Origin of the sequence: Aquitalea pelogenes (assembly GCF_041914625.1) — a bacterium.
Lineage (GTDB): Bacteria > Pseudomonadota > Gammaproteobacteria > Burkholderiales > Chromobacteriaceae > Aquitalea > Aquitalea pelogenes.
In genome coordinates this window covers 127,281-149,925 of sequence record NZ_JAYSDA010000003.1, presented here as the reverse complement: position 1 = coordinate 149,925, position 22,645 = coordinate 127,281, and the positions used below count along the sequence as shown (strand labels likewise).

18 protein-coding genes and 1 riboswitch are annotated in these 22,645 nt (G+C 60.4%); of the genes, 4 read left to right on the top strand and 14 right to left on the bottom strand.

The annotated features are described in order from the left end of the window. Window positions 1-35: 35 nt before the first annotated feature. The 8 genes from ACE3SE_RS04015 to htpX all read right to left on the bottom strand — a co-directional run bounded on the left by ACE3SE_RS04015 (window position 36) and on the right by htpX (window position 10,259). Window positions 36-773 (bottom strand): IclR family transcriptional regulator, encoded by a 738-nt coding sequence (locus ACE3SE_RS04015; RefSeq protein ID WP_197077255.1) that lies wholly within the window; start codon window positions 771-773, stop codon window positions 36-38. 86 nt (window positions 774-859) lie between these two features. After that, window positions 860-2,479 (bottom strand): GMC family oxidoreductase, encoded by a 1,620-nt coding sequence (locus tag ACE3SE_RS04010; RefSeq protein ID WP_374553988.1) that lies wholly within the window; start codon window positions 2,477-2,479, stop codon window positions 860-862. Then, on the bottom strand, window positions 2,476-3,723 hold the full coding sequence (locus ACE3SE_RS04005; RefSeq protein WP_374553987.1) for a mandelate racemase/muconate lactonizing enzyme family protein: 1,248 nt from the start codon (window positions 3,721-3,723) through the stop codon (window positions 2,476-2,478). The genes ACE3SE_RS04010 and ACE3SE_RS04005 overlap by 4 nt, the downstream gene beginning before the upstream one ends. Beyond that, window positions 3,723-5,006, bottom strand: coding sequence for an MFS transporter (locus ACE3SE_RS04000; protein ID WP_374553986.1), 1,284 nt, complete (start codon window positions 5,004-5,006; stop codon window positions 3,723-3,725). Before ACE3SE_RS04000 ends, ACE3SE_RS04005 begins: the two co-directional genes overlap by 1 nt. Window positions 5,007-5,115: 109 nt before the next feature. Beyond that, entirely contained in the window at window positions 5,116-6,540 is a 1,425-nt protein-coding gene (aldA, locus tag ACE3SE_RS03995) for an aldehyde dehydrogenase (RefSeq protein ID WP_374553985.1), read from the bottom strand. A 161-nt stretch (window positions 6,541-6,701) separates the two neighbouring features. Continuing rightward, the gene (locus tag ACE3SE_RS03990; protein WP_374553984.1) at window positions 6,702-7,985 is read right to left on the bottom strand and encodes a voltage-gated chloride channel family protein; all 1,284 of its coding nucleotides are present in this window, start codon (window positions 7,983-7,985) and stop codon (window positions 6,702-6,704) included. 77 nt (window positions 7,986-8,062) lie between these two features. Beyond that, window positions 8,063-8,162, bottom strand: a riboswitch (Fluoride riboswitch). 109 nt (window positions 8,163-8,271) lie between these two features. Beyond that, complete coding sequence (locus tag ACE3SE_RS03985) at window positions 8,272-9,276, bottom strand: TerC family protein (RefSeq protein ID WP_374553983.1); 1,005 nt, start codon at window positions 9,274-9,276, stop codon at window positions 8,272-8,274. A gap of 101 nt (window positions 9,277-9,377) precedes the next feature. Then, window positions 9,378-10,259, bottom strand: coding sequence for a protease HtpX (htpX, locus tag ACE3SE_RS03980; RefSeq protein ID WP_062790904.1), 882 nt, complete (start codon window positions 10,257-10,259; stop codon window positions 9,378-9,380). Between the two features lie 141 nt (window positions 10,260-10,400). Between htpX and nhaR the strand changes: the two genes are divergently transcribed. From nhaR to ald, 4 genes are all read left to right on the top strand, one after another. Next, the gene (gene nhaR, locus ACE3SE_RS03975) at window positions 10,401-11,300 is read left to right on the top strand and encodes a transcriptional activator NhaR (RefSeq protein WP_374553982.1); all 900 of its coding nucleotides are present in this window, start codon (window positions 10,401-10,403) and stop codon (window positions 11,298-11,300) included. A gap of 150 nt (window positions 11,301-11,450) precedes the next feature. After that, window positions 11,451-13,565 carry a site-specific recombinase gene (locus ACE3SE_RS03970; protein ID WP_374553981.1) on the top strand — a complete coding sequence of 705 codons (2,115 nt, stop codon included), beginning with the start codon at window positions 11,451-11,453 and terminating at the stop codon, window positions 13,563-13,565. 114 nt (window positions 13,566-13,679) lie between these two features. Next, the gene (locus tag ACE3SE_RS03965) at window positions 13,680-15,281 is read left to right on the top strand and encodes a diguanylate cyclase domain-containing protein (RefSeq protein ID WP_374553980.1); all 1,602 of its coding nucleotides are present in this window, start codon (window positions 13,680-13,682) and stop codon (window positions 15,279-15,281) included. Between the two features lie 446 nt (window positions 15,282-15,727). Continuing rightward, complete coding sequence (gene ald / locus ACE3SE_RS03960) at window positions 15,728-16,852, top strand: alanine dehydrogenase (RefSeq protein WP_131354522.1); 1,125 nt, start codon at window positions 15,728-15,730, stop codon at window positions 16,850-16,852. 111 nt (window positions 16,853-16,963) lie between these two features. On the opposite strand, the gene ACE3SE_RS03955 is transcribed toward ald, so the two are convergent. The 6 genes from ACE3SE_RS03955 to pepP form a co-directional block, all read right to left on the bottom strand. After that, complete coding sequence (locus tag ACE3SE_RS03955; protein ID WP_374553979.1) at window positions 16,964-17,224, bottom strand: acyl-CoA-binding protein; 261 nt, start codon at window positions 17,222-17,224, stop codon at window positions 16,964-16,966. Between the two features lie 160 nt (window positions 17,225-17,384). Further along, entirely contained in the window at window positions 17,385-18,164 is a 780-nt protein-coding gene (locus tag ACE3SE_RS03950; RefSeq protein ID WP_374553978.1) for an energy transducer TonB, read from the bottom strand. 27 nt (window positions 18,165-18,191) lie between these two features. Then, window positions 18,192-18,929 carry a DsbC family protein gene (locus tag ACE3SE_RS03945; protein WP_131354528.1) on the bottom strand — a complete coding sequence of 246 codons (738 nt, stop codon included), beginning with the start codon at window positions 18,927-18,929 and terminating at the stop codon, window positions 18,192-18,194. 15 nt (window positions 18,930-18,944) lie between these two features. Then, window positions 18,945-20,093: a UbiH/UbiF family hydroxylase gene (locus tag ACE3SE_RS03940; protein ID WP_374553977.1), complete on the bottom strand. Its 1,149-nt coding sequence runs from the start codon at window positions 20,091-20,093 to the stop codon at window positions 18,945-18,947. An 11-nt stretch (window positions 20,094-20,104) separates the two neighbouring features. Further along, window positions 20,105-21,301 (bottom strand): FAD-dependent monooxygenase, encoded by a 1,197-nt coding sequence (locus ACE3SE_RS03935; RefSeq protein ID WP_374553976.1) that lies wholly within the window; start codon window positions 21,299-21,301, stop codon window positions 20,105-20,107. A gap of 2 nt (window positions 21,302-21,303) precedes the next feature. Then, on the bottom strand, window positions 21,304-22,599 hold the full coding sequence (pepP, locus tag ACE3SE_RS03930) for a Xaa-Pro aminopeptidase (RefSeq protein ID WP_374553975.1): 1,296 nt from the start codon (window positions 22,597-22,599) through the stop codon (window positions 21,304-21,306). Window positions 22,600-22,645: the final 46 nt, after the last annotated feature.

The following is a 22,645-nucleotide window of genomic DNA, read 5'->3' as shown; positions in this document are numbered from 1 at the left end:
GCAAGGCAAAATGCAAAATCTGGCCAGCCGGTGGCTCAGCCTATGCGCGCGGCCAGCTGGCGCGCCGCCTGGATCAGGGGGCTGGAATAACTGCGGCTGGCCTGCTCGCTCAGTTCATTGCTGGCAACGCAAATGCTGATGGCGGCAATCGGCTCATGGCTCAGGTTCACCACTGGAGCAGCCAGACAGCTGACGCCACTTTCGATTTCATCATGCGTCACGGCATAACCCAGGCGCTGGGCGCGCTCCAGCTGGGTGCGCAGCTCCGGTGGTGCAAGCAGGTATTCGCCATCCAGATACGCTTGCAGATAATCCTTGCTGCGCAGGCTGAGAATGGCCTTGCCAGCAGCAGCACGGTGCAAGGGCAAGGTCTGGCCGATATAAGCGTGAAAGCGATGGCCGAGTGCGGACTCCAGCTTGGCCACTACTACCACGGTATTACCCACCGGAATGCTCAGCAGCACCGTTTTGTGTACTTCGTTCTTGAGGATTTCGGCAATCGGGTGGAAATAGGGAATGATGCTTTGCCGGCCATAAATGGAGGAGGCCATCTGGAAAATCCTGGAGCCGATGGCGTAGGACTTCTTGCGCCCCGGGTCCATCACCACCAGCTGGGCCTGTAACAGGCTGCCCAGAATACGGTAACAGCTGGCGGCCGGAATGCCGGTTTGCGCACTGATCTCGGCCTGGGTCAGCGGATAGGAGGCATTCACCAGCAATTGCAAAATGGCAATGGAGCCATCGACAGCGGGGGCGGTTGGTCGCGCGGGCAAGATGCGTTCCTGTGACAAAGCCCTGCGCTGTCGGCGGTGACTGCCTGCGCAGGGCCTGGTTGATAACAATGCTGATGCTGAGCGGCTCAGTGCCAGTCCTGCAAAATCATCTCGGCCGCCTTTTCCGCCACCATCATCACCGGTGCATTGGTATTGCCGGAGGTGATATTGGGGAAGATGGAGGCATCCACCACCCGCAGCCCGGCAACGCCATGCACTTGCAGCCGGTGGGAGACAACAGCACTGGCCGGATCCGGCCCCATCGCACAGCTGCCGCACAGATGATAGATGGAACCGGACTCCTCGCGGAAGAAGCGCAGCATGCTGTCGTCGTCGTCCACCCTGCCTGCCGGAGAAACCTCCTCCACCGTAATGCGGCGCAAGGCCTCCGCCTGCATCAGGCGACGGATGAAACGGCTGCCCTGCACGGCTTCGCGCCGGTCCTTTTCGGTAGACAGGTAATTGGGGCGGATGCTGGCAGGCCGCGCCGGGTCGGCACTGCTGATGGCAACCGAACCCCGGCTGCTGGGTCGGCAGGGATTGAAGCACGCCAGAAAGCCCGAGTAAGGTTCCGGCTTGAGTGCCGCCCTGGCATCCTTGGGAATGCTGTAGGACAGCGGATTGAAATACAGTTGCAGATTCGGCCGCTCCTCCTCTTCACTGCCACGGAAAAAGCCCCCGGCCTGATTCACACTCAGCGCCAATGGCCCCTTGCGGGTAAGGCCATAGCGCAGCGCCGCCATCCCCTGCCCCCACAGGCTGCCCAATTCATCATTCAGCGTCTTGCAATTGGCGCGGTAGTAAAAGGACACGCACAGGTGGTCTTGCAGATTCTGCCCCACCGCTGGCAGGTGCCGGCGCAGTGGAATGCCCAGTTCTTGCAGCAAGGCGGCATCGCCAATGCCGGACAATTGCAGCAGCTTGGGTGAATCCACCGCACCGGCCGCGACAATCACTTCCTTGCTGGCAAAAAAGCGGCGTGCCACCCCGTTTTGCCTGACCGCAACCCCGTTGGCACGCCCGGCAGTGTCAAACAGGATGGCTTCGGCCTGACAGTGTGTTTCGACCGTGAGATTGGCCCGCCCCATGGCCGGGTGCAGATAGGCCACCGCACTGGATGAACGCTCGCCATGCCGGATATTTGCCTCGTAAATGCCCGCCCCTTCAAACCGGGCGGCGTTGAAATCGTCATTCAGCGGCAAACCCAGCTGCTGGCAGGCTTCCAGATAGTTCTGGCAGATGGGGTGCGCCTGCTCCCGCATCGGCGTAATACCGATCAGCCCCTTGTTGCTGCGCCATGCGGTTTCACCAGCCGGGTGGTTTTCCAGCTTCTTGAAGTAAGGCAGCACATCGCGATAGCCCCAGCCCGGATTACCTGCGGCTTCCCAGTCATCGAAATCTGCCGGCTGCCCGCGCACATAAATCATGGCATTGATGACACCGGAACCACCCAGCACCTTGCCGCGCGGTGCATACAGCTTGCGCCCGGCAAGGTTTGCCTCCGGCTCGGTGTAATACATCCAGTTGGTTTGCGGGTTGTAGTAGTTCTTGACGTAGCCCACCGGCAGGCGGAACCAGAAGGAATCATCCTTGCCACCGGCTTCCAGCAACAACACGCGATGCTGGCCGGACTCGCTCAGGCGGCTGGCCAGGATGCATCCGGCAGAACCCGCCCCCACGATGATGAAGTCGAATTGTTGGCTCATAGGCTTTTATCCGTGTTCCAGCGGTTTTTCCAGGCATCGGATGACTGCGTCCGCACATCAAACGGCTTGGGGTCCATCAACAGGTGCAAACGCTCACCCACATAGGGCGAGTGCGCCTTGACGACGTCCATGTTCAGCTCCACGCCAAGGCCAGGCTCGGTAGGCGGAATGATGAAACCGTCTTCCCAGCGGATAGGCTGCTTGAGCACCTGGGAATGGAAACCATCCCAGGTCATGATGCTTTCCTGGATCAGGAAGTTTGGCGTGGCGGTGGCCAGTTGAATGCTGGCCGCAGCACCCACCGGCCCGTTGTACAGATGCGGGGCAATCTGGGCGTAATAGGCTTCGGCCATGCCGGCAATTTTCTTGGCTTCCAGAATGCCGCCCACCCTTCCCAGATTCATCTGCAAGATGGAAGCCGCGCCCTTTTGCAAAAGCTCATGGAATTCATACTTGGTGGTCAGGCGCTCGCCGGTGGCAATCGGGATGCTGGTCTTGCGGGCCACTTGCGCCATGGCGTCGGCCTGACCGGGCGGCACCGGCTCCTCGAACCATAGCGGGTCGTATTTTTCCAGCCGTTTCGCCAGACGGATGGCGGAGGCCGGCGTCATCTGGCCATGGGTGCCGAACAGGAGATCGCACTTGCTGCCGACAGCCTCGCGAATCCTGCGGCAGAACAATTCGCACTGGTCCATCACCTCCAGTGACAGGTGGTGGCCGGAATACACGGTATAAGGCCCGGCCGGGTCAAACTTCAGTGCGGTAAAGCCTTGCTGCATGTACTGTGCGGCACACTCTGCCGCCAGGTCGGGGTCGTCGTAGTCGTACTGACCGTGGGCATTTTCGGGATAGAGATAGGTGTAGGAGCGCAGGCGCTCATTCACCTTGCCGCCAATCAGCTGGTAAACCGGCTGATTGGCCGCCTTGCCGATGATGTCCCAGCAGGCCATTTCCAGGCCGCTGGTGATGCCCATCATGGTCAGGTCCGGGCGCTGGGTAAAACCGCTGGAATAACACTCACGGAAGAAGCGCTCCACCTGATGCGGGTCATGATTGAACAGATAGCGCTCGAAGACGTCGTTGATGGCAGGCACCATCACCGTGGGATGGAAGGTGGCGGCATAGACCTCCCCCACGCCTTCAATGCCGCAGTCGGTTTTCAGCGTGACAAAAATCCAGTACATACCGCCAACATGCGGCGGAGGAACTGCCACGACATGTGTTTCCATGGAGATGATTTTCATCACACAGACTCCCCTTGTTTATTCAGTTGTTTGAAATAAAACACCGCAACCGTGCCCAGCAGGCCGCAGCAGGCGATATAGGCGAAATAGAAGCGGGTGCCATCGATACCGGGGTAATGCGCGGCAAACGCGGTATTGATCATGGGAAGGAAAATGTCCGGCAAATAGCCGATGACCGAAATCAGGCCAATGGCCAGTCCGGTTACGGATAGCGGCACCCGGCAGGCATCCAGCAAGGACCAGTACAAGCCGCGGATGGAATAGGTGAGCACGCCGATCAGCAGCACCAGCGCCAGCAGGAAATACATTCCGCCACTGCCAGGGAAAAAGATCAGGCCACACAGGCTGAGCGAGGCAAACAGCATGCACAGCCCCAGAACGCCCTCCTTGGAAAAACGGTCGCCCAGAAAACCGCCGCCAATCCCGCCGATGGGACGCATCCACAATTTGGTGACGGTAATGAAACCGGCCGCCACCGCGCTCATGCCATAGCCCTGCTGCAAGTAGGCCGAAAAGGAATAGGTGGCCCAGAACAGCTGATAACCACAGAAAATGATGACAGCCAGCAGCCAGACTTGCGGGATGCCCAGCAGCAGCCGCAAATCAGCCAGCACACTGCTCTGGCGTGCCGCCCCGCTGTCGCGCTCCGCCACGCCCTTGTCCAGAAACAGCAGAATCAGCACGGCAATGGCCAGGCAGGTAAAGGAATACAGATAAATCACCTGCCGCAATGCCAGCTTTGCCTCGTCGCCCTGCTCGACATGAAAGGCAAAGATGGCCAGCGCAATGGAGGCCAGCACCGCCTCGACCAGGCCGCGGCCGCCATCCAGAATGCCAAAGAAACGCCCTTGCTCATTGGCTGCGGCCAGCATCTTCACCCCCTTGAGCAGTGCCGCCCAGAAGGTCAGCCCGGCAGCCAGCCCCCAGCCGACAAAGATGATTTCCAAAGCCTGATAGGCCGGAAAGGTGGCAAACCACAGCCCCAGACCACCCACAACAGACAAGGAAAAGGAAATCAGCAAACGTGGCGGGAAGCGGTCTGCCAGCCAGCCGCTGGGCAAGTAGCTGACGGCGTACACTACGCCCAGCATGGAATAAAACACGCCCAGATCGCTGCTGCTGATGTGGAAGCTTTGCAGGATGGTGGTTTCAAAATTCTGCCGCAGGTACAGCAGCGGATAGATGGCACCAGCGGCCAGCAGCAGCAGGCCGAACTGGAAAAAGCGCAAACGATTGCGGGCATGCAGCGGCGACGCTGCAACCATGGTGTCAGCATGTTTCATCTTGATGGTGTCTCCTGCTGCACCGCAGGATTTGTGGCTGGCCTTATGCGTTGGCCATCCTGTCGTGTGCAGACTTGTTGTGATTCCGGATGAATGACCGGGAGGAAGCTCAGTATTTCAGGACGACCAGCCGCGTCTGGGTGAACTCCAGCATGCCGTGCTTGCCGTCATCGCCCCCCAGACCGGAGCGTTTCCAGCCGGCGTGATAGCCCTGGTAGGGGTCGGCCGGGGTGCGGTTGACATACAGCTCGCCCGCTTCGATATGGTTGGCAAAACGCATGGCGGTGCGGTAGTTTTCGGTGAACAGCACCGAGGCCAGGCCAAACTGGTGGTCGTTGGCCAGCTGCAAGGCCTCTTCTGCCGTGCTGTATTTGAGGACACACAGCACGGGGCCGAAAATTTCTTCCTGCACGATTTCCATGTCCTGACGGCAGCCGGTGAGCAAGGTAGGCGGGTAAAAAAAGCCAGGGCCTTGCGGAATGAAACCGCCGGTTTCCAGCACCGCGCCATCATCGACAGCCCGCTCGACCATCTGGTGGATATTGAGCCGGGTGGTCGCATTCACCAGCGGCCCCATGTAGTTGGGATGCCGGGCCCGATTGCCGTACTGGCGTGCCGCAAAGCGCTCCTTGAGCAAGCGCACAAAATCGTCGTACACGCTTTCCTGCACATACACCCGCTCCACCGAGGTACACAGCTGGCCGCAGTGGCTGAGGGCGGATGCCACGATGTCATTGGCAGCCTGCACCAGCCTGGCATCCGGCTCGATGATGGCCGGGGTCTTGCCACCCAATTCCAGCGATGATCTGGCAATATTCACCTGGGAATATTCCAGCACCTTGCGGCCGGCCCCGACGCTGCCGGTGAGGGTGATCATGCCCACACGCGGATGCGTGCACACCGCTTCGGCCACCACATGGCTCATGGTCAGGATATTCACCACCCCGGCAGGCAGGCCGGCATCCAGCACCGCCTGGGCAATTTCAAAAGCCGAGCACGGCGTGTTGTTGCTGGGCCGCACCACCACGGTATTGCCGGTAATCAGTGCTGGCGCAATCTTGCGCAGCAAGGTGTAGACAGGGAAGTTGAACGGAATGAGGCAGACCACCACGCCAATGGCCTCGCGCATCAGCAGCAGGTTTTCCTGCGGGTTGTCGCTGGGGATGACCTCCCCTTCGATACGTCTGGCCCATTCGGCGTGAAAGCGGGTGATTTCAGCCGCATAGCCAGCTTCGGCCATGGCATCACTCAGGCTCTTGCCAGACTCATCCGCCAGTGCGGCACCAATCTGCGGTGAACGCGCCTGTAGTGCCGCTGCCAGTTTGTGCAAATACTGTGCGCGCTCACAGGCAGGCAAGGCTGCCCAGCCTTTTTGTGCTGCCGTTGCCGCCTCGACTGCCGACAGCGCTTCGGCAGTGGTGGCAGCGGACACCTGCGCACAAGGCTGTCCGGTGGCAGGGTCCGCCACGATGAAACCGACATCGCTCTCGGGCTGGACAAAGCGGTTGTTGATGAAATTCTGATAGCACTGCATGGGGCCAAACTCCTTGACTAGAGTATTGGCTCCATCAAACCAGTCACCTATCCCGCGGTCAAAATAATTCCATGGATGAACATTTAATTTCACCCATGAAATTTACTGCCTTGCAGGACAGTCAGACCGTCAGAAAAAACCTGCATTTACAGCAGCTTCATTCACTCCTGGCGACGCCGCCAGGCAGCCAGCTCGCTCAGGCGCAAGCCACGCGGAAAAGGCCGGTGCTTGCCATGGGCAATACGCTGTGAGCGGTAAATGCCGCTATGGCCTGAAAAATAATAACTGGCCACGCAGGCCAGCGCGGCGTAGATGCTCACCTCACTGCCAAACAGCTCCATCGCCATGATAGTGGAAGCCAATGGCGTGTTGGCTGCCCCGGCAAATACCGCGACAAAGCCCAGCCCGGCCAGCAGGGAGAACGGCAGGTGCAATAGCGGCGACAGGGCATTGCCCAGCGTGGCGCCGATGAAAAACAGCGGCGTAACTTCCCCGCCCTTGAAGCCGCTGGCAAGTGACAGTACGGTCAGCCCCAGCTTGGCGGCAAAGTCATAGGCAGGCAGCGGCTGGGTGAAGGCATCCACAATGGTGGGAATACCCAGCCCGATAAAGCGCTCGGCACCGCTGGGCCAGACAATGGCCACCAGCAACACGCCCCCCAGCAAGGGCCGCAAGGGCGCATAGGACACATGGCGCTTAATCAGTGCCGACAAGGCATGGGTGCTGTTGGCAAACAGTTTGCCAACCAGGCCAAACAGCGCCCCGGCCACCAGCGTGGCCAGCAAGGTCCAGGCACTGAGCACGGGAAACTGGCTGATGGCGTAATGGGTGTGCTGCACGCCCCAGGCCAGACCCACCTGATCGGCCACGATGGCCGCCAGCAGGCTGGGAAACAGCGCGTCATAGCGCATGCGGCCAATGGCCAGCACCTCCAGCGCAAACACCGCCCCGGCCAGCGGAGTACCGAATACCGAGGCAAACCCGGCGGCAATCCCGCACATCAGCAGGATGCGCCGGTCGGCATTGCCCAGTCGCAGCAAATGGGTGACCTGATCGGCCAGCGCCCCGCCCATTTGCACGGCGGTGCCTTCGCGCCCGACCGATGCGCCAAACAGGTGGGACATCACGGTGCCCCACAGCACCAGCGGCACCATGCGCAGGGGCACGATGCGGGTGGGGTCGTGGATTTCATCGATCAGCAGATTATTGCCGGCTTCCACCTGTCGGCCGTAGCGCAGGTAGACCCAGCCCACGGCAAAACCGGCCAGCGGCAGCAGAAACAACAACCAGGGCTGGCTTACGCGCAAGGACGTGGCCCACACCAGGCTGTGCAGAAAGAAGGCAGAAGCAGAACCGGCCAACAGGGCAACCAGGCAGGCCAGTAACAGCAGCTTGCTCATGCGCGGCAGCATGGCAAGGGTTTCGGAACGGGAAATGGCAGACATGGAATTCTTCTGAATGAGGACACGAAATCACCCCCAATGCCGGAACATACTGACGCACCTGCAGCTCCCGGCACGGGATACCTGCAGGCATCATCAGCCCGGACGGGCGGTTCGCTGCCGCGACTTCCGGGCAGGAAGCAGCCAACAGGCGGGAGGAATGCCATCTCCCGAAGAAAACTCATGCTAGCGGCAAAGCCGGCCGGCGACAAGCAAAAAGCCGGGCGGCCCCAAAGGGACAGCCCGGCCAGACCAGCAGCAGAACAGGTATTAAACCGGCAGATCAGCCTCAGGACAGATTGTCGCCCGACTCATTACGTGTCTTGTACAGCGAATACAGCACGCCACCTGCCAGCAGGCCCAGTGTCACCACCAGCGACACGCCAGTCGGGATATGGAACTGCACCAGCTGGATATCGTTGAGATACACCAGCCCCACTTTCACCCCGATGAATACCAGCACCACGGCCAGCGAATACTTGAGGTATTCAAAGCGGTGCACCATGGCCGACAGGGCAAAGTACAGCGCGCGCAGGCCGAGGATGGCAAAGATGTTGGAGGTGTACACCAGGAAGGGGTCCTGGGTGATGGCAAAGATGGCCGGAATGCTGTCCACCGCAAATACCAGATCGGCACTTTCCACCAGCAGCAGCGTCAGCAGCAAGGGGGTCGCCCACCAGCCGCGGCTCAGCCCGTGCTGCTCGCCACGCACCAGAAAATGATGGCCATGCAAGGTGGGTGTCAGGCGCAGGTGACGGCGCAGCCACTGATACAGCTTGTTGTCATCCAGCGAAGGATGGCTTTCCTCCTGGCTGAACAGCATCTTGACCCCGGTCAGCAACAGGAACAGGCCGAACAGCACCAGCACCCACTTGAATTCGGCCACAAGTACCGCCCCCAGGCCTATCATCAGCGCACGCAACACGATGACGCCCAGAATGCCCCAGAACAACACCCGGTGCTGATACAGGCGCGGCACCGCCATGCCGCTGAAAATCAGCGACATCACGAAGATGTTGTCCATCGACAGCGATTTTTCCACCAGATAACCGGTGAGGTACTGCATGCCGGCATCGCCACCGCGATACCACCACACCCAGCCACCAAACGCCAGCCCGATGGCAATGTAAAAGGCCGACAGCTTCAGGCTTTCACGCACCCCGATTTCGTGGTCGTCCTTGTTGAGCACGCCCAGGTCAAATACCAGCAAGGCCGCAACGATGCCCATGAACATCAGCCACATCCACAAGGGCGTACCGGCAAACAGCAGATTCAGCCATTCCATTGTTTTCATCTTTCCTTTTGGTTCACTGCCATGACGGCAGGTGACCGGATAAAACGCAGATGAGCAGGCCGGGCCTGCTCATCGTTCACTCCTGAAACCGCCCGGATGAGTCAGCGCGCAGCCTGCAAGGCAGCGATGCGCGACTCCAGCGACGGGTGGCTGGACATCAGCCCCATCAGGCCCGCGCCACCGGAAATACCGGACGCGGCCATGTTCTGCGGCAGTTCACCAGCATGCACGCCACCCAGACGGTGCAGCGCGGCAATCATCGGCTGCGGGCTGCCCAGCAGCTTGGCCGCACCAGCATCGGCACGGTATTCACGCTGACGCGAGAAGTACATCACGATGAAAGAGGCCAGGATGCCGAACACGATTTCACACACGATAACCGTAATGAAGTAGCCGATACCGGTACCGCTGGACGACTCCTCATCATTGCGGCGCAGGAAGTTGTCCACCACATAGCCCACCACACGGGCCAGGAAGAAGACAAAGGTATTCACCACGCCCTGGATCAGGGTCAGCGTCACCATGTCGCCATTCTGGATATGGGCAATTTCATGGGCCAATACGGCTTCCACTTCCTGCTCGGTCATGGAGGCCAGCAAGCCGGTGGACACCGCCACCAGCGAATTGGACTTGCTGGCACCGGTGGCAAAGGCATTCGGCTCGCCCTCATACACGGCGACTTCCGGCATCGGCAGGCCGGCACGGTCAGCCAGCTTGCGCACGGTAAACAGCAGCCAGCGCTCGGTTTCGTTAGCCGGCTGCTCAATCACACGGGCACCGGTGCTCCACTTGGCCATGGTCTTGGACATCCACAGCGAAATGAAGGCACCGCCAAAGCCCATCAGGGCGGCAAAGGCCAGCAGGCTGCCCATGTTCAGGCCGCCAGCGGTGATGAAGCGGTTGATACCCAGTAACTGGGCGGCGATGCTCAGCACCAGCATCACCGCAATATTGGTGGCGATCAGCAGAATCACGCGTTTCATGATCTATCCCCTCGGTGGTGGTTGGTTGATGGCCCGTATCCCTTACGTGGCCACGACATTCAGATGCTGCATGATAGATGTTTCTTCGCCACGAAAAAATCAAATAAAATAGTAATGTTCTTACGATTTTTTCGAATCATCATGCTCAGCCATCTCAACTACAAGCATTTGCATTACTTCTGGGCCGTGGCGCGCGCCGGCAGTGTGACTGCCGCCGCCCAGCAACTGGGCATGAGCGCCCAGACGGTAAGCGGCCAGATTTCCCGGCTGGAGCAGCAAATCGGCCGCGCCCTGTTCAAGCAGCAAGGACGTGGCCTGGTGCTGACCGAGGCAGGGCGCATGGCACTGACCTATGCTGACCGCATCTTCCAGCTGGGCGAGGAGTTGCAGGAGCTGCTGGCTGACGAACAACTGGACAACACCCTGCGCCTGAGCAGCGGAGTCAGCGATGTGCTCCCCAAAAGCATTGCCTATCGCCTGCTCCAACCGGCGCTGGCCTTGCCGCAGCGCTTGCGGCTGCAATGTACCGAAGGTGCGTTCGATCAATTGCTGCATGAGCTGGCCAGCCATAGCCTGGATCTGGTACTGGCCGACCGCCCTGCCCCGGCAGCCGGACAGCAAGCCATGCAATCGCATTTGCTGGCACGCTGCCCGGTGATGATCTACGCCACGCCAGAGCTGGCCGCGCGCTACCAGGCGGACTTCCCGTACAGCCTGCACCGCGCGCCCTTGCTGCTCCCCAGCCGTGACAATGTGCTGCGGGCACAACTGGAGCATTGGCTGGACGAGCTGGGCATACGGCCGGAAATCGTGGGGGAATTCAAGGATGGCGCGTTGTTGCAAACCTTTGGTGAACAAGGCGCGGGCCTGTTTCCTGCACCGGCATTTTCTGCTGATGACATTACCGGAAACGGCAAGCTGGGCCTGCTGGGGCAAGTCAGTGGAGTGGAAGAACACTATTACGCCATTACCAACCGCCGTAAATTGCAGCACATGGCGGTTCAGGCCATTATTCAGCAAACTCTTGCTGCAGAACGCTGAACGGAAAAATGACACTCGCGATCCGGATTAATTAATTCTGGATTGAACTGAATTAACATAAGAATAGTCTGATATTGCCTTTGCCAGCCCTTGCCCAGCCAAGCCATGTCTCAGGCAAGTCCTCAGAGCAGCGCTGTTTTGCACGGCGCTGTGCAGAGGAAACTGCTGCAACACGGCCTGATGCCACACTGCCCGGCCCCGCGGGCTGGCACCAACAACGGAGCGCTGTTCACCTTGCCACATACCACGCTAGACACCTTGTTTTTCGACCTGCAGCAGGGAAACATCACCCCGGGTGCGGCCCTGGCCGACCTGGTGCGCCAGCTGCGCCCGTCCCATGCCGACAAGCATGAACAGGCGGTAATGAACATGCGTGCGCTCAGCTGGCTGCTGGAGCACAACGCCGACTACCGCCAGGCCTTGCGCAGCGCCTTGCTGGAGTTACTGACCCAAACCCGTCAGATTCCGCTGTATACCGAGTCCGGCATCCTCGCCAATACCGGCTTTTTCTCCACCCTGTCCAAGCGGGTGGGTGAACGGCTGCTGCCCATGCCGGTACGGGAAGACTCGCTACAAGACCGCTTTGGCCGCCTGTTCCGCTGGAAGCGGGACCATGTCTGGCTGGCCGGCATTCCGGACGACACCTGGCAGCAGCTGTGGCAAGCCATGGCCTGGCATGAAGAACAAGACCGCACCGGCTGGACCCAGACCCGCCTGCAAATGGTGGAGGCGGTGCAAATCCTCAGTGCGCGGGTCACGGCCATTGGCCTGGAGCCGGAACTGGTGCGGGTGTATCCGGACATCGAACGCTTCGAATCGCCCTTCCTGCACCTGAACGCCGCCGTGCTGAGCTATGCCGACAGCTATCGCCAGGCTCTGGCGGATGGCACTGCGCTGGCGGAGGACGACAAGCACATTCTGGTATTGCTGGAGCAATGCGAGCTGATTCTGGGCAAGATCCGCAAGAATGCCTCGCGCAATGGCATCTCGGTCAATCTCACTTATCAGGCCCTGCGCCTGCTGCAAAGCCTGAACCGCCTGCGTGCCCTGCTGTGCCTGCTGGAACCGGATCACGACCCGGCGCGCAATCCTGCGCTGTTCCACCTGCTACTGGACTTTGCCCGGGCGGAAAACCGCAAGTACAGCGTCAGCGATGTGTTCAAATCCAATACCGAACTGCTGGCCCTGCAGGTAACCGAACATGCCGGCCGCCATGGCGAGCACTATATTGCCGAAACACGCCGGGAATGGAGCAGCATGGCGCGCGCGGCCATGGGTGCCGGGCTGATTGTCGGCGTGATGGCGCTGATCAAGCTGCTGCTGGCCCAGGCTCACCTGCCCTTGCTGTGGGAAGGCCTGGCTTATGGCATGAACTACGCCATCGGCTTCATCATCGTGCAGCTGTTGCACTTCACCATTGCCACCAAGCAACCGGCCATGACGGCAGCGCGTATTGCTGCGGCGCTGCATCAGCAGGAAAAGAGCGGCAGCCGCGTTGCACTGGATGATCTGGCCGAACTGGTCACCAAGGTCATGCGCACCCAGTTTGTCGCCATTCTGGGTAATGTGCTGCTGGCCATCCCCACTGCCGCACTGATTGCCTATGGCTGGCAGGCCTTGTTCGGTACACCGGTGGTGTCGACAGAAAAGGCAGCACACCTGCTGCACGATCTGGACCCGTGGCACAGCCTGGCCTTGCTGCATGCCGGTATTGCCGGGGTTTACCTGTTCCTGTCCGGGCTGATTGCCGGTTATTACGACAACAAGGCCATTTACCGGCGCATTCCGGAACGGCTGGCCAACCACCCGCTCTTGAACAGATTGCTGGGCAAGCACCGCGCCTGGAAGCTGGGGCATTATGTGGAACACAATCTGGGCGCACTGGCCGGCAACTTCTATTTCGGCCTGTTTCTGGGCCTGACCGGCACCATCGGCATCATGCTGGGTTTGCCGCTGGACATCCGGCACATTACCTTCTCGGCCGCCAACCTGGCTTTTGGTTTGGTAACCCTGGATTTCCAGCTGCCGCTGGGGCAAATGGCACTCTTTGCCGGCGGCGTGGCGCTGATTGGTCTGACCAACCTGGCAGTCAGCTTCATTCTGGCCTTGTGGGTGGCGCTACGGTCGCGCAAGCTCTCCGGACATCAGGTATTGCCCCTGCTGCCCTTGCTGTTCAAACGCTTTATCCGCCAGCCCTTGCAGTTTTTCATTCCGCCAGCCGGCAGTCCGGCCGAGCCGGATACGGAAGGCAGCAAGGAAGCCTGACGCCTTACTGCGACAGGCATGACAAATCCATAAAAAGAAAAGGGGATTGGCGATATACGGGAGGAATGACGTCGGTTAAACTGGCCCGTCATTTCCTTTACCTTCCGTGCACTGATGAGCCTGCGCCGTATTTTTGACAGCATCATCACCCGTCTGGTGATCATGGTGGTTTGCCTGGTGAGCCTGGGTACGGTGGTGCGCTATTTTGCGCTGGGCAGTTTTTTGCGCCAGGACCTCAGTACCGTGGTGCAGGAACAGCAACAGACGCTGGCCAGCTATGTCGCGCGTGATATCGATGAAAAAATCACCCAGCGCGAGGCGCTGCTGGATCAACTGGCCGCAGACCTGCCACAGCAACTGCTGCAACAACCTGCCGCCCTGCAGGATTGGCTGCGTCAGCACTACCGCTACCAGAGCCTGTTTCCCGGCGGCCTGTTTGTCACCACCGCCCAAGGCCGGGTGATTGCAGATTACCCTACCGCACCGGGACGCCAGAACCACAGTTACACGGACCGCGACTATATCCACGCGGCCCAGCAAGGCAAACGCTATATCGGCAAGCCGGTGACCGGTTATGCCTTGCGCATTCCCATCCTGCCGATGGCCACCCCCTTGTTTGACCACAATATGCAGGTGACGGCCATCCTGGTCGGTATCACTCCGCTGTCCGCCCCCGGCTTTCTGGATGTGATGCAGAAATCCCGTATCGGCAATGGCAAGGGCGGATTCCTGCTGCTATCGCCACGCGACAAAATGTTTGTTGCCGATACCCAGAAGCAACTGACCATGAGCCCCTTGTCCCCTGTCGGGGTCAACCCGCTGCAGGATACCGCCCTGAGCAGCTACCACAGCACGGAAATCACCACCAACATGCGGGGTGAGGAGGAAGTGTCCACTACAGTAACAGTCGCCAGTACCGGCTGGCTGGTAGTGGCGCATACGCCGGCCAGCGAAGCCTTTGCCACGGTAAGGCATGCGCAAGGCTTTGCCGTGCGCGGTGCCATCATTGCCACCGTGATGTTTGCCATGCTGGCCACCCTGTGCATGTATTTCGTGCTGCGTCCGCTGTTTCAGGCAGCGGAAGATGCCGAGCGGATGACGCGCGGCGAAACCCCGCTAGTTCCCTTGTCGATCCGGCGCAATGATGAAGTCGGCCACCTGATTGCTGCCTTCAATCGCCTGCTGGGCAAATTGCACGAACAGCAAGGCCAGCTGGAGCGGATTGCCCATCACGACCCGCTGACCGGCCTGCCCAACCGCCGCCTGCTGGCAGACCGCCTGAAACTGGCTTTGGCGCAGTCGCGCCGCCACGGCACCCATCTGGCCCTGTTGTTCATGGATCTGGACGGTTTCAAGCAAATCAACGACAGCATGGGGCACGAGGCAGGTGACGAGGCCCTGCGCATGGTGACCGCCCGCCTGCAAGCCATCGTACGCGAGACCGATACCCTGGCGCGTATTGGTGGCGACGAGTTTGTCCTGTTGATGTGCAATCTGGATGAGCACGCGGCCGAAGCAGTACGCACCGTGGCAGAGAAATGCATTCAGGCCATGCAGGAGCCATTGCACATCGGCACCCATGCCTACAAGGTGGGTATTTCCATCGGTCTTAGCCTGGCCGGGCCCGACAGCACGGCCGATTCACTGATGCAGGAAGCCGATCAGGCCATGTATCTGGCCAAGCATGCCGGCGGTGACTGCTACCGTTTCAATTAGCGCCAGCCTGCTGCCATCCGTGCTGCGCCTCCTGTAGCCCGTTCGGTTCCACCCTGCATGGCAGCTGCACCGGCTGGGCTGTCCAGCAACCACGCATTCATGCTGCATTGCACTGTTTACACCTGCAAAAGTACCGGGCCGGGACACTTTGTTTGACCATGATCAAGCCCGCTTCAGCCGCATGTAAAAACAGCATTTCATCACTGATTTTTTTGACTCAGACATGAAATTTCACTGTCCATATTTTCAACAACAGTGAATAAGACCAAGCCGTGCTCCATATACTACAAATCAATCAATGCCGGGAATCAGCCTTTGGAACAGGCTCCTTCGGGGAGTCTGGACGCCATCAACCCGGCTTGTCGTGCAGGCAGTCTTGCCCGGCTGCTCACCCCCTGCCCGTGACGTTTGCTGTTGCTTCCATCCAATAACAGAAGGAGACGGTAATGTTGATCGGTGTACCCAAGGAAATCAAAAACCACGAGTACCGCGTGGGTCTCACCCCTGCTGGCGTGCGCGAACTGGTTGCCCATGGCCACAAGGTACTGGTGCAGACCCAGGCTGGCCTCGCCATCGGTTTTACGGACGAACAATACATACAGTCCGGTGCCTCCATTGCGTCCTCTGCCGAAGATGTCTTTGCCCGCGCCGAGATGGTGGTCAAGGTGAAAGAGCCTCAGCCGGTGGAATGCCGTCTGCTGCGTCCGGGACAAATCCTGTTCACCTACCTGCACCTGGCACCGGACCCGGAGCAGACCAAGCTGCTGACCGAATCCGGCGCGGTGGCCATTGCCTATGAAACCGTCACCGACGAACGCGGAGGCCTGCCGCTGCTGGCACCGATGTCGGAAGTAGCTGGCCGCATGGCCATTCAGGCGGGTGCCCATGCGCTGGAGAAAGCCCAGGGCGGCCGTGGTGTATTGCTGGGCGGCGTGCCCGGCGTCGCCCCGGCACGGGTGGTGGTGATTGGTGGTGGCGTGGTCGGCCTGAATGCGGCCCGCATGGCCGCCGGGCTGGGTGCCGATGTCACCATTCTGGACAAGTCCCTGCCGCGCCTGAAAGAAATCGACATGGTGTTTGGCGGCCGCATCAAGACTCTGGTATCCAATACCGCCAATATCGACGAATCCATCCGCGAGGCGGACATGGTAGTGGGTGCCGTGCTGATTCCGGGTGCTGCCGCGCCCAAGCTGGTAACCCGTGCGATGCTGGGCAATATGAAACCCGGTGCGGTACTGGTGGATGTGGCCATCGACCAGGGCGGCTGTTTTGAAACCAGCCGTGCAACGACACATCAGGACCCCATCTACGTGGTAGACGGCATCGTGCATTACTGCGTTGCCAACATGCCCGGCGGCGTGGCACGCACCTCCACCCAAGCCCTGAACAATGCCACCCTGCCCTTCACTCTGGAGCTGGCAGACAAGGGCTGGCGTCAGGCCCTGCTGGATAATGCCCACCTGCGTAACGGCCTGAACGTCTGTCACGGCAAGATCACCTACAAGGCCGTGGCGGATGATCTGGGTTATTCCTTTGTCGACCCGGTTGAGGCCATCAAGGCAGCCTCCTGAACGGAAACAGCAGTAAAAAACCGCTGCCCATGTAATGGGTCAGCGGTTTTTTTTCGTCCATCTGCCGGGTAATAGCCCGGTAGCAGGGGTATCCCTGTTACTCCCGGCGGATTACTCAGCCAGCAGCTTTTGCACCACATCGATATAGCCTTGTTTGGCTTCATCGCTGGCCATGCCCTTGATCTTGTCCCAGGCATCGTATTTGGCGCGGTTGATGAAATCCATCATGCCAGGACGCTCACCGGATACATCCCCTTCGCTCGCTTGCTTGTACAGCGCATACAGTTGCAGCAGGGTCTGGTTGTCCGGACGTTCGGACAGCGAGGTAACGTCAGCCTGGGCCTGGGTGAACAGTGTATTCAGATCAGACATGTTTCTTCCTTCGTGGTCGGATAAAAAAGCGGTATGTTCCGCTGTACTGTAAGCGGTCCTTGCCACTGGGGCCGGACCTGCCCGGCAAGGCCGGGATGGCTGAATTTAGCATGAAACCGGCAAGCGTGCTTGCCACCGCTTGCCACGAACTGATGCGCCCTCACTGGGCAGCCGAGGCATCGCTGTCACCCTGCGGGCCGATGCGCACCAGCTTGAAACTTTTCACCGCACGGCCGTCGCGCACTGCCGGATAGAACCTGGCCTGACGGAACACTTCAATCAATGGTTGTTCCACTCCTGCAGGCTGCGCAGACACCAGTTGCACGGCATCCACCGTACCCTGCTCGTTGATATACACCCGCAAGGTGACATCCACATCGTCCATGCCCAGGCCATAAGGGGCCAGCAGCACGATGGGCATTTGCTCCAGCGCCACCACATCCACCTGCCGAGCGGCATAGTAGACATCCACCCCCAATTGCTGGGCATCCGCATCCGTATCGGTCGTGGCCGGCATGGCAGTCTGCACTGGCAGTGGCTGATCGGCAGCAACAGCCGGCTGACTGGCCTGCGGTGCGCTGGCAGGTGCTTGCTGTGCCAGCGTTTCAACTGGCAAGGCCTGGGGAGCACTGGCTTGTTTAGGCAGGCGGTGCTGGCTGTGTCCGGTCATGATTTCCGGGCTGACTTGCGGTTTTTTCACCACCGGCAAGTGGGGTGGTGCGGGCTGTGCTGGCCTGGCTAGCGGTGTGGGCTGACCTTGTAAACGCACATGCAAGGGCTGTGGCTTGCCTTGCGGGCTGCCATCCGGCAGCAACCGCAACAGCAAGGGGCCGTGCAACAGCAAGGACAGGCTGAGCGCCAGCATCAGCCTGTCTACATCACCAAGCGCAGACCAGTGCCAGGACCCCGGCAGCCAGCGCAGCCCGAAAGGCAGCTTCATGATGCCAAAGGAATGCTGGCAGGACGTTTACTTGGCATCCAGCAGCTTTTCGATGTCTTCCTTGGCAATGGCTCCCGGCACCAGACGGCCATTTGCAAACAGTAAGCCCGGCGTGCCGGTGATGCCCAGCTCGTCACCCAGCGCTTCCACCTTGTCCAGCGCGCTGGTATCGCACTTGTCGCTGCCGGTAAGCTCCTGGCCATCGCGCATGAAGGCAGTCCAGGTTTTCAGCCTGTCCTTAGAACACCAGATCTGACGGGCCTTGCGCGGTGCATCCGGATGCAGCTGGGCCAGCGGGTACAGGAAGGTGTAAATGGTGACATTGTTGATGCCCGGCAGGCTTTCACGTTCCAGCTGCTTGCAGTACGGGCAGTCCGGGTCGGTAAACACCGCCAGCTTGCGTGCGCCGTTGCCACGAACTTCCTTGATGGCGTACTGCAGTGGCAGTTTGTTGAAATCCACGTGATTGAGCTCGGCCATTTTCTTTTCAGTCAGGCTGGCCTTGGCATCGGCGTCAATCAGGTCGCCAACGAACAGGTATTTGGCCGAAGCATCAGTGTAGACAATCTGCTTGCCCTTCACCACCACTTCAAAAATGCCTTTTACCGGCGTTTCGCTGACACTGAGCACCTGACGATTGGGGAAGCGGGTGGTGAAGGCTTTCTGTACCTGCTCGGTGCCAGTGGAGGTGGCATTGGCATTGCAGGCCGTCATGGTGAGCAACAGGGTGCCAGCCAGCGCCAGCGCTTTTACAGTGGTGTTCATTCAATATCCTCGGGTTCAGAAGCCAATGGCATGACGGGCGAACTGACGCTTGAGCGGGGTCAGCCGGTTAGTCAGGCTCAGGCCGGTATTGCGCAGCCAGGACAGGCCGGGCACATGTTGGGTATGGAACAGCCGGTACAGGCCGTCACAGGTGAACTGCATGGTTTTTACCGCTTCGCGCCGCTCGCGCTCGTAACGACGCAACAGCATCCAGTCGCCAGCATCACCCGGTGATTGCAGCAAGGCGGCCAGTTGCGCCGCATCCTGAAAGCCCAGGTTGACACCCTGCCCGGCCAGCGGGTGCACGGTATGGGCGGCGTCGCCTACCAGCGCCAAGCGCTGGCTGACCACAGCCGCGGGCTGAATCAGCCGCAGCGGGAACGCTGCCGCCGGGCCAAGCAGGCCCAGATGCCCCAGTTGGTGATTGCCGGCTGCCGCCACGCGGGCACACAGTTGCTCGGGGGACAAAGCCATCAGTTCATCAGGCTTGGCAGTAGACCACACCATGGAAATGCGATTCCCTGCCATGGGCAGCCAGGCCAGAATGCTGTCGCCAGTGAACCACTGGCGGGCAATGTTGCCATGCGGCTTTTCGCAGCTGAAATTGGCCACCACTCCGCTTTGGCCATAAGGCTTGATGCTGGCGGCCAGATCGGTCTGGCTGCGCACCCAGGAATTGGCCCCGTCGGCCCCTACCACCAGGCTGGCTTGCAGTACCCGGCCATCGTCCAGCGTCAGGCTGGCCGTGCTGGCGGTGGTGGAGAGTGAGGCAGGTCGCACACCTGTCAGACAGTTGACCGGGCTGGCAGCCAGCCGCTGCCACAGGCTGGCCAGCAACCAGCGGTTTTCCACAATCCAGGCCAGGGCGCTGGCACCGGCATCGCTGGCGGCAAACTGGATGCGGCCACCGGCATCGCCAGAGACATCCATGCTGGCGATGGTGCCGACGCGGGACATGTCGGGCCAGGCTTGCAGTTGTTCCAGAAAACGGCGGTTAAGCGGGCTGACAGCGTAAATGCGAGCATCCCAGCCCTGCTCCAGATCTTCAAAGCGTGCGTCTGAGCCTTCCAGCAAGGCAATCTTGCGTCCGCTATCTGCCAGCGCCAGTGCCAGGCTGGCACCTACCAGGCCACCACCAACGATGATGACGTCGTACTGTGTCATGTATTGCTTTCCTAAAGCCCGAATACCAGATGGCGGGCAAATGCACGGCGCAGGGGCGGCACACTGTCCAGCGTGCTCATGCCCACGCCGCGCAAGGCGCTGACCAGGGCCGAGTCACCATCAAACAGCTTGATCAGGCCATGGGTGAAACCCACCACGGCATGGCTGTCCAGTTTACGGCTGGCGGCATATACCGCCAAGGCAGCTGCATCGCCCGGATCGCTGACCTCGTTCAGGGCATCGGTCAGGCCGATGGCATCACGCAGGCCGAGGTTCAAGCCCTGCGCCGCCACCGGATGCATGGTCTGGGCCGCGTTGCCAATCAGCACCACCCGACCACTGCTGACACGGTTGACCTGGCGCAGTGCCAGCGGAAAGCTGGCACGCGGGCCGATGGACAGCACCTTGCCCTGGCGCTCGCCAAAGGCTTGCTGCAACTCGGCCATCACCTGTTCATCCGGCGCTTGTTGCAAGGCCTTGGCGTCGTCGTGGCTACGTGTCCACACCAGCATGTAATTGTCACCGTGTGGCAACAGGGCAAACGGCCCTTGCTTCGAGAAGCGTTCATACGCCACACCGGCCGGCGGCTGTTCGGTGCTGACTTCGGCCAGTACCGCGCATTGCTGGTAGTCATGCACCAGACGCTTGATACCGGGCAGGCTGTCCGCCAGCGCACCGCCTTCAGCCAGCACCACCAGACGGGCAGTGAGGCTGATATCGCCATGCACACCGCTGGTTTTCACCGTGGCATAGCAGGCCATGCTGTTGACCGCCTCCACGCGGGTTTCCCACCACACTTGCACCCCGGCTTGCTCCAGCCGGGCATTGATGGCGAGGGTGAGCGCCGGATAATCCACCACCACGCCCAGATGCGGCAGCTTGAGATCAGCCGCATCCAGCCGGGTACGGCCAAACGCCCCCTGCTGCGACACATGCACGCTGTCGATCTGGCTGGCGGACAAGTCCTCCGGCCATGCGCCGGAAGCTGCCAGCGCTTCCCGGCTATACCAGGACAGTGCCAGCGCGCGCGCATCGGTCAGCGGCGCATCCTTGGCGCGGGCTTCCACCAGCAGCACCCGCCGTCCGGCGGCGGCAAAGCGCAGTGCGGCCAGCGCGCCTACCGGCCCCCCGCCCACAATAATGATGTCGGCGTGTTCGCCTCCATCGTGGCCGCAGTCGCGGCTGTGTTGTCTGTCTGTCTTCTTCATGTTCAGACACCCTGCATCAGGATTTCAATTGCATCGATTTCTTTGGGCACGTCGGCGGTATACACCTCGTGCCCGGTTTCAGTCACCAGCACATCGTCTTCGATGCGGATGCCGATATTGTGCAGCGCAGCCGGTACATTCGGAGCCGGGCGGATATACAGGCCGGGTTCGATGGTGGTGCACATGCCGGGCTGGTAGGTACGCCACTGGCCACCTTGCTTGCGCTGGCCGACGTCATGGACATCAAGGCCGATCATGTGGCCGATGCCATGCATGTAGAACTGGCGGAAGGCGCCGGATTCGATCACCCCGTCCACGCTGCCGTCAAGCAGCTTCAGGTCCAGCATGCCTTGCACCAGTATCCTGAGCGCGGCATCGCCCGGCTCGTTCCAGACTGCCCCAGGCTTGACCGCGGCAATGCCGGCCAGTTCCGCAGCCAGCACGATTTCGTAGACATCGCGCTGGGCCGGGCTGAATTTGCCGTTGACCGGGAAGGTGCGCGTGATATCGCCGGCATAGCCGTTCAGTTCGCAACCGGCGTCAATCAGCAGCAGATCGCCATCATTCAGCCGGGCATTATTGGCCGCGTAATGCAGGGTGCAGGCATTGGCACCGCCAGCCACGATGCTTTCGTAGGAGGGGTAGCGTGCACCATTGCGAATGAAGGTGTGCAGGATTTCCGCTTCCACCTGGTATTCCATCATGCCCGGCCGGGTGGCACGCATGGCCTGGATATGGCCCTGGGCGGAAATCTGTCCGGCCCGGCGCAAGGTAGCGCGTTCGCCAGCGTCCTTGATCATGCGCATTTCATCCAGCAATACCAGCAGGTCGTGGTATATCGCGGGCGGCTGCTCACCACTGCGGTAACGCTGGCGCACGGCGTCCAGCCAGCCATTCACCCGCACATCGAAAGCGGGCTGACGGCCGACATTCCACCACAGCGATTTCTGGCCGCTCAGCAAGTCGGGCAGGCGGATATCCAGCTCACCGAGGGGATAGGCTTCATCAAAGCCGAAAGCTTCACGCGCGCCGTCCGGGCCAAAGCGAAAACCTTCCCACACCTCGCGTTCCAGGTTCTTTTCCCGGCAGAACAGGATGGATTTGCCGGCACCGGCATCCAGCACCAGTACGGCTTCCGGCTCGGCAAAGCCGGTCAGATACAGAAAGTGACTGTCCGCCCGGTAGGGGTAGTGGCTGTCGGCATTGCGCACCACTTCGGGTGCGGTGGGCAGGATGGCAATGCCCTCCCCCATCTGCTGCATCAGACGCGTACGGCGTTCGGCATGACTCTGGTACATGATGACTCTTTCGCATGACTTGAACCGGCCAACATCCCGGCATGGC

Bases quoted from the DNA above. Each gene is read 5' to 3' on its own strand.
- ACE3SE_RS04010 (WP_374553988.1), bottom strand. From the start codon at position 2,479: ATGAGCCAACAATTCGACTTCATCATCGTGGGGGCGGGTTCTGCCGGA.
- ACE3SE_RS04005 (WP_374553987.1), bottom strand. From the start codon at position 3,723: ATGAAAATCATCTCCATGGAAACACATGTCGTGGCAGTTCCTCCGCCG.
- ACE3SE_RS04000 (WP_374553986.1), bottom strand. From the start codon at position 5,006: ATGAAACATGCTGACACCATGGTTGCAGCGTCGCCGCTGCATGCCCGC.
- aldA (WP_374553985.1), bottom strand. From the start codon at position 6,540: ATGCAGTGCTATCAGAATTTCATCAACAACCGCTTTGTCCAGCCCGAG.
- ACE3SE_RS03990 (WP_374553984.1), bottom strand. From the start codon at position 7,985: ATGTCTGCCATTTCCCGTTCCGAAACCCTTGCCATGCTGCCGCGCATG.
- ACE3SE_RS03985 (WP_374553983.1), bottom strand. From the start codon at position 9,276: ATGAAAACAATGGAATGGCTGAATCTGCTGTTTGCCGGTACGCCCTTG.
- htpX (WP_062790904.1), bottom strand. From the start codon at position 10,259: ATGAAACGCGTGATTCTGCTGATCGCCACCAATATTGCGGTGATGCTG.
- nhaR (WP_374553982.1), top strand. From the start codon at position 10,401: ATGCTCAGCCATCTCAACTACAAGCATTTGCATTACTTCTGGGCCGTG.
- ACE3SE_RS03965 (WP_374553980.1), top strand. From the start codon at position 13,680: ATGAGCCTGCGCCGTATTTTTGACAGCATCATCACCCGTCTGGTGATC.
- ald (WP_131354522.1), top strand. From the start codon at position 15,728: ATGTTGATCGGTGTACCCAAGGAAATCAAAAACCACGAGTACCGCGTG.
- ACE3SE_RS03955 (WP_374553979.1), bottom strand. From the start codon at position 17,224: ATGTCTGATCTGAATACACTGTTCACCCAGGCCCAGGCTGACGTTACC.
- ACE3SE_RS03950 (WP_374553978.1), bottom strand. From the start codon at position 18,164: ATGAAGCTGCCTTTCGGGCTGCGCTGGCTGCCGGGGTCCTGGCACTGG.
- ACE3SE_RS03945 (WP_131354528.1), bottom strand. From the start codon at position 18,929: ATGAACACCACTGTAAAAGCGCTGGCGCTGGCTGGCACCCTGTTGCTC.
- ACE3SE_RS03940 (WP_374553977.1), bottom strand. From the start codon at position 20,093: ATGACACAGTACGACGTCATCATCGTTGGTGGTGGCCTGGTAGGTGCC.
- ACE3SE_RS03935 (WP_374553976.1), bottom strand. From the start codon at position 21,301: ATGAAGAAGACAGACAGACAACACAGCCGCGACTGCGGCCACGATGGA.
- pepP (WP_374553975.1), bottom strand. From the start codon at position 22,599: ATGTACCAGAGTCATGCCGAACGCCGTACGCGTCTGATGCAGCAGATG.